Source organism: Candidatus Nitrotoga sp. 1052 (assembly GCF_927312905.1).
Lineage (GTDB): Bacteria > Pseudomonadota > Gammaproteobacteria > Burkholderiales > Gallionellaceae > Nitrotoga.
Genome location: NZ_CAKMHQ010000051.1, coordinates 1 through 12,101, shown reverse-complemented (window position 1 = coordinate 12,101; position 12,101 = coordinate 1). Strand labels below are relative to the sequence as shown.

Below are 12,101 nucleotides of genomic sequence, written 5' to 3'. Positions count from 1 at the left end.
CCTGCATAGTAAGCAAAAAATCATCAATGAAAACTGCGCAATCCCCCATCGCCTGAAGTCAATGTGAAATTATCTTGCCACACATCAATTCATGAAATATCTGGGTTAATATCGTCAACATTGGCAAGTTTGTTTTTCAGACGCAACTCGCGTTTTAGAATGGCAATTTCCCTGCGCTGCCGAAAAATATTGCCCAGCACGGCGAGCACACCTACACTCACGCCCACGGCAAAAAACAGCAACAGAATGAGTATCAGTGATGTTTGCCATTCATAGCCAAAAAAATAGTGCAGCACAACAGGTTGGTCATTCTTCATGGCAAAACCAAGAAGAACTAAAAACAATACTGCACGCAACAACCAAATCATATAGCGCATAATCCACCTGCAATAATTTTTCGTTGCGACAATAGCACGAATGAGCAAAAAATTGACGGCACTATCTTGCGACAGGCCGCCAATTTTTGTACTGCGAAATAATACTTACGACTAAACTATCCTGAGTTCTCCAAAAAGCTCAGGACAGGCATCAGGAAGATGTGTAATCGACCCGTTCACGTAACTCTTTCCCTGCCTTGAAATGCGGCACATACTTGGCCGGAACCTGCACCTTATCACCAGATTTTGGATTGCGCCCTATCCGCGGTGGACGATAGTTCAGCGCAAAGCTGCCGAAGCCGCGGATTTCAATACGTCCTCCCCGCGCCAAGGTTCCCGCCATGGCATCAAGGATCACTTTAACTGCCAGATCGGCATCCTTGGCCAATAATTGCGGGAAACGCTCCGCCAACTTAGCGATAAGATCAGAACGGGTCATTCTTATCACTCCTTATTGTGCGTCAATCTTGCTGGTATCCATCTTAGCCTTGAGCAAGGCACCCAAATTGGTCGTTCCGGCCGTAGATGTGCTGTCTACAGCAGGTGGAGCAGACTTCTGCATTACTACCGCTTCATCAGCCTTGTCCAACGCCTTGATCGACAAATTAATGCCGCGGTTCTTGCGATCTACGTTAATAATCACAGCCTTCACTGCATCGCCTTCCTTCAAATGATTACGTATATCCTCGACACGGTCAGCAGACACCTCAGAAGCCTTGAGGAAACCCTCAACATCACCATCCAGGGTAATAGTTGCGCCTTTGGCATCAATTGTCTTAACCACACCGTTTACTACACTGCCCTTGTCATGTGTTGCGATATAACCATTAAAGAGGTCGCCATCCATTTGTTTGACGCCTAACGAAATGCGCTCACGTTCTACATCAATTGCCAGCACCACGGCCTCAAGTTCATCACCTTTTTTGTAGTTGCGCACAGCTTCTTCGCCAGGCACAGACCAGGAAAGGTCAGACAAATGTACCAAACCATCAATTCCACCTTCCAAGCCGATGAAAATGCCAAAATCTGTAATCGACTTGATCTGGCCTTTTACCTTATCGCCTTTTTTATGATTCAAGGCAAAATCGTCCCATGGGTTGGATTTGCATTGTTTCATACCAAGAGAGATACGTCGGCGCTGCTCATCAATTTCCAGAATGATGACCTCAACTTCATCACCCAGTTGCACCACCTTGGAAGGATGCACGTTCTTGTTAGTCCAATCCATTTCGGACACGTGCACCAAACCTTCAATGCCCTGTTCGATTTCAACGAACGCGCCATAGTCAGTCAGGTTGGTCACCTTGCCAAACAGTCGGGTACCTTGTGGATAACGGCGTTCCAAACCGGTCCAAGGATCATCGCCCATCTGCTTGATACCGAGAGAAACACGGTTTTTCTCTTGGTCGAACTTAAGTATCTTGGCTTCCACTTCATCGCCAACCGCCAGCACTTCAGATGGATGTTTGACACGACGCCAGGCCAAGTCGGTAATATGAAGCAGGCCATCAATACCGCCCAGGTCCACAAATGCGCCATAGTCGGTAATGTTCTTTACAATACCTTTTACGATTGCGCCTTCCTTCAGGTTTTCCATCATGGCCTGACGGTCTGCTCCATGACTTGCTTCGAGCACCGCACGGCGCGAAACAACCACATTGTTACGTTTACGATCCAGCTTGATAATCTTGAGTTCCATGGTCTTGTTTTCGTAAGGAGCGGTGTCCTTGACTGGTCGGATATCAACCAGCGAACCGGGCAAGAATGCGCGTATGCCATTAACCATAGCGGTCAAGCCACCTTTAACTTTACCACTGACATAACCCTCAACGATTCTGCCTTCTTTCATCGCCTCTTCCAACTCGATCCATGCGGCGAGGCGCTTGGCCTTTTCGCGCGAGAGCTTGGTTTCACCGTAACCATTTTCCAGCGATTCAATCGCCACAGTGACGAAATCGCCAGCCTTTACTTCAATCTCGCCTGCGGCGTTGAAGAATTCCTCGACGGGGATAAAGCTTTCGGACTTCAGACCGGCATTCACCACCACCACATTATGATCGATGCGCACAACATGCGCAGTGACCAACTCGCCCGCGCGCATTTCCTTGCGCGTCAGACTTTCTTCAAACAGGGAGGCAAAACTTTCCAGATCGTTTTCAACTACAGCAGCGTTAGCATTCATTTATAAAGATATCCAAGACAAACCCGCTTTTGGCGGGGCTGGTTAAAAAACCCGAACGATAGGTTCGTTGCGGGGCTATCAAACGTACATCAATACAACTTTCATTTTCATATCGAACTCATGCGCGGAGCTCAATGCATGGACATGGAATGGTAACGTGCTACCACTTCCTGCACTGCCTGCTCGATAGTCAAGTTGGTAGTGTCGAGCAAACTGGCTCCGGGCATCTGTTGCAATGGAGCCACGCTACGCTGACTATCTCTCTCATCGCGCACGCGAATATTTTCTAAAAGGTCTGGAATACTAGCACTCATTCCTTTTTCCATCAACTGTTTATAACGCCGTTCAGCGCGGACCTCTGCACTGGCAGTCAGAAATATTTTCAAAGCCGCATCAGGAAACACCACTGACGCCATATCACGACCATCTGCAACCAACCCCGGTGCCCGACGGAAAGCATGTTGCTTGCCCAATAATGCGGTACGCACCGCTGGCAATGTCGCCACTCTGGATGCCGCAACTGCTGATTGCTCAGAACGCAACTCATCATTCACCTGCACGCCATCCAGCCAGGAATCCATTCCCTCGAAGCGAATATCCATGCGCGCCGCCAGATCAGCCAATTGATCTTCCGCATCCAACGCTACTCCATTCTGTTGTGCAGCTAGCGCCAATAGGCGATACAAGGCACCGCTATCAAGATAATGAAATCCAAGCTGTGCTGCAACCAGTTGCGCCACGGTACCTTTACCGGAAGCAGAAGGGCCATCAATGGCAATGACTGGTACAGCCTTAACCACTCTGGCAAAACATTCAAAGTAATCCGGAAAGGTCTTGGCGACGCATTGAGGATCGTTGATACGCACGCCCGTCTGACTAAATGCGGCAAGCGAGAAACACATTGCCATGCGATGGTCATCGTAGGTATCGATCGAGCATTGAGGAGCCAAGATCGAGGATTGAGGAGGCATGATGCGAATGAAATCCGCGCCCTCTTCCACCGTTGCGCCAAGTTTACGCAATTCAGCGGCCATCGCAGCGATGCGATCGGTTTCCTTAACACGCCAGCTGGCGATATTCCGCAGCGTGGTTACACCGTCGGCAAACAATGCACACACCGCCAGCGTCATCGCCGCATCGGGGATATGATTGCAATCCAAGTCTATGCCTTTCATTCTGCCGTTTTCCGGTGCACGCGCTTCCATCCAGTTCGGCCCCATTGCGATGCGCGCACCCATCAGCTGTAATGCTTCGGCAAAGCGCACATCGCCCTGAATACTATCGTGACCTACACCCTCAACTCGCACTGGGCCGTCACCGATGGCACCCGCAGCTAAAAAATACGAAGCGGATGAGGCATCTCCCTCGACATGAATCAAACCCGGCGCGACATAGCGGCTACCGGCAGAAACCGTAAACGAACTCCAGCCGTCTCGTACAACCTGCACACCAAAACGCGCCATCATCGCCAATGTGATTTCGACATAGGGCTTGGAAATCAGCTCGCCTTTCACCTCCACCGTGGTTGCCCAACGCATCAAAGGCAGCGCCATCAGTAACGCGCTGAGAAACTGACTGGAAACATCACCGCGCACCGAGATGCGGCTGCCGCTAGATAGCGTAGCAGGATGTATTTCGAGCGGCGGAAAACCTTCCGTACCCATATAACGAATATCCGCACCCAACCCACGCAATGCATCTACCAAATCAGCGATTGGGCGCTCGTGCATACGCGGCACGCCAGACAATTGATAATGCCCTCCCGCTAATGCCAGTGCAGCTGTCAAAGGCCGAAAAGCTGTACCCGCATTGCCGAGAAACAGCTGGGCATCCTTAACCGGAAAATCACCAGCACACCCTTGCACACGATAAGCGTGGTCTCCCAATGCCTCAACTGATACGCCCAAAGTGCGCAATCCTTTCAGCATGTGCTCTGTATCGTCCGAATGCAAAAGATCACGGATTTCAGTTACCCCATAAGACAATGCAGCGAGCAACAGCATGCGGTTGGAAATACTTTTGGAACCGGGAAGACGCACAGTACCTTGGGCGCTCAGCATGGGAGGAAGATCAATAAATTTTTGATATGTCATTTCAAAGTAAATAATGCAGTCATTGCAAAGTAAACCATTGGATGGTGTTAGTAGTGTTAATCAATAGGCTGCGCATGTTCTTTTTTTTCCAACTGAACTTACCTGCATAAATATTTTTATCATGGCCATATAGCTACAGGCGAAGTTTTGCTGTAGTCATTCCAGCGAGTATTTTTAACGGCTGTTTCCATCAAGGTGACCTCTTCATCCGGCGCACCACCACCGTCCTCATTGTCACTAAGGCCCACCCCGTAAATCAGTCCGCCACTCTCGGTAATGATAAAGCGGTTGTGCATTTGTGCTTTCTCGTAAATATGCAATTGCATCCTCACTCCTGAAGGCAACATGGAAACGCTCTGCTGGAAGCGGCGAATCAGTTCGTCGTTCGCGATCTCATCGCTGCGATGTATTTCCACAATGGCTTTTCTGCCGGACAATAGCGAACATATCTGCTCTAGCGGTCGCTGGTAGCGAGGCTTGGTAGGGTCAAAATGCGGATCAACCAGCTTAATTATTTTAGCGTGCCGAATCAAAAACTCAGCACAGCCTATCAGGGCTTGAGCTGTTCGAGGAATAGCACACTGTCGAGCGGCTTTGAAGCGCGGGTTTTCTTCATCAACTTCATCTTTCAGCAGCACATCCGGGTGATCTACAGCAGTAGCTGAGATAATCGCAGCAAAGGGTTTGCGTGCATGCTCCACTAATGCCCGATCAATCCAAGTCTGAGAACCTTCGCCACTCGGTCGACCCGTATCAAAAACGATATCACTACCAAATTTATTCAGACGTTCCACAATTTTAGAAAACTCGACTTTACCCTTATGCTCGCGCAAAGCTGAATCACAAACCAGCTTTCTCCACTTCTTTGGAAATGCGGAAATAACTCGCCCCTGGCTCACGCCGAACTTCTCTGTGAAGTAGCAGAACTCGCGATAAGACGAAGTAATGGCATCCGGATCTAATGCAAATTCTTTGATCATCAGAACAGCTCTCCGGCTCGTTCATCAAAAAATCCTTTAGGCCAGCTTTCCGTGAATTCACCTGCTTCATCAACCGGCAAGGATTTAATCTGAACCCCACTCTCTCCGCGACCCACATAATAAACCCCGATCATTTCTGGAGAAACAGACGGAAAGCCCGGCGGTAAATTACCTTCCGATGTTTCGCGAATCCGGCGCAGCAAGCGCAGAATCAGATGCTCGCTGTGCGTTTCAATCAAAAAGCTCATATCGTGGCGGAGTACACTGTAAATTAGCAAGTCACCCAGACCCACCTGCACCGAAGGGTGAATATGAAGCTCCGGCTGCTCGATAGTCACCAGGCTTGCAGAAGGCTCCAGCGCAGCCACCACCACTGGCAGCACTTGCGAGATGCCGATTCCGACATCTCGTGACTGCATTTCCAGACCCGATTTAGTATCGATCAAACCGATGCGAGGCTTGGTCAGCAAGGCTTCGATTGCTTTATTCAGCATCCACTTACGCTGCGGATTCAATTCTTCAGAGCCAATCAGATCCAGCCACTCCGAGCGCACTTCGCGCACCCAGCGGCGCTCAATTGCATAACCGGTATTGAGCTTGTCTTCGTCCGCCATCCAGCGACTGACATCATCGATCAGGCTTTGCTGTCCAGTCAGCAAAGCTTCCCACCCAGCCAAACCGTCTGCCCAGCCTGCTTCGTCCTTGGTCAGGCTGGCATCGAAATCGCGAGCGGGCACATGGCGAATGGGCCCGACATAGCGCATTTTGCGCAATTCATCGCGCACCAGCAAACCGGGGCCGACAATCAGAGATGAAATAAAGGCGGTGAACTCTCGGGCGATATAAACATTCTCCGCCCCGATTACATCTGGCGCCGGGATATGCAGCAGTTCGCCCAATCGAGGCAACGCGCTATCAAAACCGGAAAGCCACTCGCGCAACCCCTCGCCGGTCTTTTCCATGCCCGCATCCGTTACCGTCTCGATAATGTGCGGCCATATCGTATAGTGAGTTTCAATTTTGGGGGCTACAGAGTCGCTGGATGCGGTCGAATTCGCATTCGATCGCAAATAATATTCAAGATTATTGCTCAGATCTTCCTGCGTGAACGGGCGCATAAAAATGGGGTTGATCTCGTTAATACTGATGCTGACGTCCCGACCATCATCTGTAGCATTTATTTCGGCCAGCCATTCGCCATTGGCACCCACTTGATAGCCGACCACCACAGCTTTATCGCGCAGATGACTCCAGGCAATCACCAACTTCACGCTTACCGACTCAACGCGATTCCGTGTTTCATGCAACAGGTTGTAAAAAGCCCACACCTTGGAATCATCTGTTTGCCAATCGTCAAAGGCTTCCGGCACCAAATCGGGCAGCCCTTTGCCACCTAAAGACAACTCGATCTGAATGGCAATATGGCGGGTTGTGTCACGCAGATGAACGAGATTGCGAAACCCTCCCAGATCAACAAAATTTCCACCCTGTAGAGTGCGGTCGGGGTTGGCGTTGTTGCGCTCCAGTACTTCACGCACATACTGCAGCGCTTGCATGATGGTGCTTTTGCCAACGCTGTTTGCACCAAAAAGCAGAGTAATCGGTTTTAGGTCAATCCGAACTTCGGAACCGATCCCTTTAAAATTCTCAATATAAATTTTGGTCAGGCCCGTCTGACTAATAGCGGTCGGTGCACTCATATTTTATTTATCCTCATTGCTCAGGCTGCCTCAGACGAGGTAAAGACAGATGCGGCAAGACTGTTGAAAAGAAAATTTGATTGAACCAGCTCGGTTGCAAGCTTTTCTTTAATTGAAATCATCTTGTTATGAATTTGCGTATAGCGTTTCTGAACAGCAATTGGGGGAGTTGGCCATTCATTCGGATTCGTCGCCGAATCGCCAAACATATCCAAAAAAATCGAATGCAAAAAATTGTCTGCCAGGTTTAGTGTGACACGACGTTTTTTACAGATAGCATCAGCTTTGTCGAGGATTATGGCGATACGCCGTTGCTCTTCAAGGGGTAGAAGCGGGATATCAATATCAGCCAGAATTTCAGTTGCATGCCCCCCATTATTCATCCCTTCTTTGCCGCTCAACTCTAGATTACTTGCCTTTGAGAGCAAGAACTGCTGAATGTAATTCCTGTCAATATCAGGGGATTCGACGATAATTGCCTTTAAGTCTTTATTGATGGCAACCGGCACGTCATTAATGACAACATTTTCGAGAGTCATGCTCGCTGGCACTAGTATGCTTCCGACTGGCACTAAATTGGATGCTGACTCTTTCAGGCCAAATTCTGTAATCCTTTCCAATGAATCATTGATGCGTGCGCCGAGAATGTCCTTCGCAGTAACCCAAGGAATCGTACCATTCCAACAGGAAGAGATTGATCGGTCAAGCGACCCTCCACAAACGATTCGTGCCACATCTCCCAGCCTAACGAACCTCATCGAAGCATAGCCTCCAACTCGGCCATGTCTCGTTGAATCTCGGCCTCAAGCGTTCGCATGCGCGCCAGAATCACCTTGGGTTCCTCGCACTTCACTTCCTGATGCATGGTTTCCCTGTAGCGGTTTATTGAAAGCTCGAAATTATGGGCTCGAATGTCTGCGGCGGACACCTTGAAAGCTTTTGCAGTTCGATCAGTAAAGTCACTCTCGCCATTACGCCAGCGACGATATTGGATCAACACGTCGGACAGATCATTGTCGGCATTTTCTTGACCCATTTCTTGCTGCGAGAGTCCATCGGCTTGCGCGTCGTAAAAAAATACATCCTGCGAGCGCCCCCCCTTGGTGAACACCAAAATAGCGGTAGAAAGTCCTGCAAAAGATCTGAATACACCGGATGGCAGTGAGATCACCCCCTCCAGCTGGTTATGATCAAGCAAATACTCACGCACGGCCAAATGGGCTTTACTTGAGCCAAACAGAACCCCATCGGGCACAATGGTAGCGGAACGGCCACCACTCTTGAGCATGCGCAGAATAAGGACAACGAAAAGCAACTCGGATTTTCTAGTTTGGACAATTTTGAGTAACGAAGGATGCACATCCTCCGCCAGCGTGCCCTTAAACGGCGGGTTGGAGAGGATGATATCCAGTCCACCTTTGTCGCCATCGGCAATGGCCGGGAATTTTTCCGGGAATTCTTTTGAAAGCGTATCCATGTAGTGAAGGTCCGGATTTTCCACCCCATGCAGCATCAGATTCATGGCAGCCAAGCGCAGCATAGTGGCATCGAAATCAAAACCGTGGAACATGCCATGCTGAATGTGCTCCTGATTAAGTTCAAGCTGATCACCAGAGTGGCTTTTGCTGCCACTTTCCAGTGTTTCGATGGACTCCCGTGCAGGGTAAGACTTGCGCAGGTATTCCATTACTGCCACCAAAAAACCAGCCGTGCCGCAAGCTGGATCACCAATTGTTTCAGACGGCTTGGGGTCTATAAGCTCCACCATGAGCTTGATGATGTGGTGCGGCGTGCGAAACTGGCCATGTATGCCTGCCGTGGTGAGCTTGCTCAGCAAATACTCATATAAGTCGCCCTGGGTGTCGCTATTGTCCAGCGGCAACTTTTCGATCTGCTCCACCACCGAGACCAGCAGACTGGCCTTTGAGATTTGGAGCGAGACGTTTTTCATGTACTCACCAAATGTGAATTTTTTGCCGCCAAGAATGCGCAGATGGGGAAGAACCTCGTCGCGCACGAACTTAAGCATGGCCTCACCATCGCTCATCCGGCTCCAGTTTTTCCAGCGCAGTGTTTGCTGGTCAACCCGAAAAAGATGATGTGGGGATTCGCCGGGGCACAAGGCATTTTTCTCATGCTGTGCTTCTTCCATATCCAGCAGGCGGGCGAACATCAGTAAGGATATCTGTTCGATTATTACGAGCGAGTTGGAAATCCCTCCCGTAGAAAAATCCAGCCAAAGTCGGTCTATGTCACTTTTGACTTGGTTATCAATCATGCTTATTCCAATGGTACATTTTCGTGTGCGGGTAATTCAGGCAGGTGCTCTAATTCGAGTTCAGCCTTGGCCAGCAGATTCTCAGGGAAAGTTCCTTGCACTGCGACGCCAAGTTTTTTGAAATCGTTTGCTTGCTTAATCAGATTATCTTTCCCGGAATAGAGTTGACTCATTGCCATATTAAATGAATCCTTGGCCTTGTCGAGCTGCTTGCCGACTCCTTCCATAGAGCACAGGAAAGTATTAAGTTTTTTGTATACCTTGGCGGCACGATCCGCGAGTTCCGCGGTATGAGCGTTTTGTTCTTCAAATCTCCAGAGTTGGCGCACGATATTAAGGCTGGTAAGCAAAGTAGTCGGCGTCGCAACCAGCACATTCTGTTCAATAGCTTTTTGGAATAACGTTTCGTCTGCGCGCAGCGCTTCCACAAAAGCGGATTCAATGGGAATGAACATGAAGACCATCTCAGGGGAGTTTAGGCCGGGCAGCTCGAAATAGTTGCGATCTGACAGCTCCTTAATTCGGCTGGATATTGCTGCAACGTGCTCTTTCAGCGCCAATTGCCGCTCAATTTCTCCTTCTGCATTAACATACCGGGTATAGGCATTGAGGGATACCTTGGAATCGATGACTAGATGTTTCACTTGCGGAAGATAAATAATTACGTCTGGGCGGCTCCTGCCCGTCTCGGTATTGAAGCTGACTTCGCGACGATATTCCTTACCGGATCTCAATCCTGAACGATCCAGGATATTTTCCAATACCATTTCCCCCCAGTTCCCCTGCATCTTGGATTGGCCTTTAAGTGCTGTTGCCAGACCATGAGCCTCCTCGGTAATCTGCCGGTTTAAATCTTTCAACTGATTTAGCTCGGCCTTTAGGGTTGCTTGTTGCTCAGTATCCTTAAGATGAATATCTTCAACCTTGGCTTTGAATTCATGAATTTGAGTCTTCAATGGCCCAAGCAGCGCGCCGATGTTCGTTTGATTCTGTTCAGTAAATCGCTTACTTTTGTCTTCCAGAATTTCACCGGCCAGGGACTTGAACTGATTTGAAAGCTGCTCGCGAGCGTCAATCAACAATTGCAATTTTTCTTGTGACTGCTTACGCTCAGCATCCAGGCTCATAGTGAGCTCGGATACCTGCATATTCAAAAGATTAATATCTCGAGTCAGTAAATCGCTTCGCTCTATCAGAGTGACGCGTTCCTGCTGAAGTTGCACAATATGCTCAGCCTGTGACTCAATGGTCGAGTTAACCATGCCCACCTTTTCACGAATATCCGCGATGGATTGCTTAAGCGTGCTTATCTCTTGATTTGCCGCTTCAAGATTAGCCACAAGTTTAGGAACACGATCCGCACGTTCGGCCAATTGCGCACGTTCATCTCCCGCTGCATCAAGCTGATCGCGCCAGAGCATTGCTTGCTTTTGCAGATCAGCAAGCTGAGTGGCAAGACGCTTTGCATCTTCCTGTGAGGCAATCAGACGCTCATTGAGCCTGGTAATTTCAACCTGGCTTTCGCTTTTAGCTCGCAATTCGGTAGCAGAAATGCGGGCACGCAGAATCAACCAAACAACACCTGCGCCGACTAATAATCCAATGGACAATGAAACTAAACCATAACTTGGTAGATCCATGAATACTGATTTCCTTATTCTTACAAGTATTAAATACCATGACCCTATGGGCGAAGTTTTTCAATCATGGCCATTCGGGATTACGCTCGATGCATCAACGGAATATTGCACACCCGACTAACCTGCATTTTTCATAAAATGGCGAATAACCAAGCAACCATTTTGATAACACTCTATTTATCTAAAATAAATTCGTAAAAATGACTATTTGTATTCACCCTGCTATCAATTTTACCCCAGAACAACCCCAATTTCTTCCGCTACTGGCTATCCAAGGCCCAAGCCAACTTTACGGGCGGGGAGATATTTTCTGACCTGAGAAAGGTAACTCCGCGTAACTAGCAGAACGAGCATACAACTCATATTTTGAATCAGCATTCATCACCCCACCAACTCAATCAGTGAACTATAATAACCACCTTGGACGGAACTTCATCAAAGATTTTGAAGTGCCACTTGCCACATTTGATACGTAGCTCTTCAACTAGCCGCAATAAATCAAGCTGCACATGATCGCCGTTGCCTATCTTGAGCACAATTGTGACGACCTATCCTCTTTCCGATCTAAAAATCAAATAATCTCAATTTATCCCTCATTTGAAGGATGTTTTACACAATCTAAAGGCATAAGCTGAGTTTAATAAAAATAGCTCAACTTTAGACATTCAGTGTCAAAAAAATGGTTATTGCTGCAGAAACAAAATGGCGATTCAAGGCATAGAAATATTTACAAAATGAGCAAAAATATAAAAATCAATACGCTACGCAGCCACAAAACTCGAGGTTCGACAGCCTATCTAGCAGCCTGTCGGACTTCCCCCCATTAAAAATAACAAATTGCAAGTGTAAAA

At 48.5% G+C, this 12,101-nt stretch carries 9 protein-coding genes; all 9 read right to left on the bottom strand.

The genetic code is table 11. The features are described from left to right. Positions 1-89: 89 nt before the first annotated feature. The 9 genes from MJ768_RS10510 to rmuC all read right to left on the bottom strand — a co-directional run bounded on the left by MJ768_RS10510 (position 90) and on the right by rmuC (position 11,250). The gene (locus tag MJ768_RS10510) at positions 90-377 is read right to left on the bottom strand and encodes a LapA family protein (RefSeq protein ID WP_239291624.1); all 288 of its coding nucleotides are present in this window, start codon (positions 375-377) and stop codon (positions 90-92) included. A gap of 151 nt (positions 378-528) precedes the next feature. Then, positions 529-816 (bottom strand): integration host factor subunit beta, encoded by a 288-nt coding sequence (locus tag MJ768_RS10505; RefSeq protein WP_239291622.1) that lies wholly within the window; start codon positions 814-816, stop codon positions 529-531. Positions 817-828: 12 nt separating this feature from the next. Beyond that, on the bottom strand, positions 829-2,559 hold the full coding sequence (rpsA, locus tag MJ768_RS10500; protein WP_239291620.1) for a 30S ribosomal protein S1: 1,731 nt from the start codon (positions 2,557-2,559) through the stop codon (positions 829-831). Between the two features lie 131 nt (positions 2,560-2,690). After that, complete coding sequence (locus tag MJ768_RS10495; RefSeq protein ID WP_256449854.1) at positions 2,691-4,652, bottom strand: bifunctional 3-phosphoshikimate 1-carboxyvinyltransferase/cytidylate kinase; 1,962 nt, start codon at positions 4,650-4,652, stop codon at positions 2,691-2,693. A gap of 119 nt (positions 4,653-4,771) precedes the next feature. Continuing rightward, positions 4,772-5,632, bottom strand: a complete 861-nt coding sequence (locus MJ768_RS10490; protein ID WP_239291616.1) for a hypothetical protein — start codon at positions 5,630-5,632, stop codon at positions 4,772-4,774. Continuing rightward, on the bottom strand, positions 5,632-7,332 hold the full coding sequence (locus MJ768_RS10485) for a DUF3696 domain-containing protein (RefSeq protein WP_239291606.1): 1,701 nt from the start codon (positions 7,330-7,332) through the stop codon (positions 5,632-5,634). Before MJ768_RS10485 ends, MJ768_RS10490 begins: the two co-directional genes overlap by 1 nt. 20 nt (positions 7,333-7,352) lie before the next feature. Further along, positions 7,353-8,090, bottom strand: coding sequence for a restriction endonuclease subunit S (locus MJ768_RS10480; RefSeq protein ID WP_256449853.1), 738 nt, complete (start codon positions 8,088-8,090; stop codon positions 7,353-7,355). Next, positions 8,087-9,610 carry a class I SAM-dependent DNA methyltransferase gene (locus MJ768_RS10475; protein WP_239291602.1) on the bottom strand — a complete coding sequence of 508 codons (1,524 nt, stop codon included), beginning with the start codon at positions 9,608-9,610 and terminating at the stop codon, positions 8,087-8,089. Before MJ768_RS10475 ends, MJ768_RS10480 begins: the two co-directional genes overlap by 4 nt. A 2-nt stretch (positions 9,611-9,612) precedes the next feature. Further along, entirely contained in the window at positions 9,613-11,250 is a 1,638-nt protein-coding gene (gene rmuC, locus MJ768_RS10470; protein WP_239291600.1) for a DNA recombination protein RmuC, read from the bottom strand. Positions 11,251-12,101 lie beyond the last annotated feature (851 nt).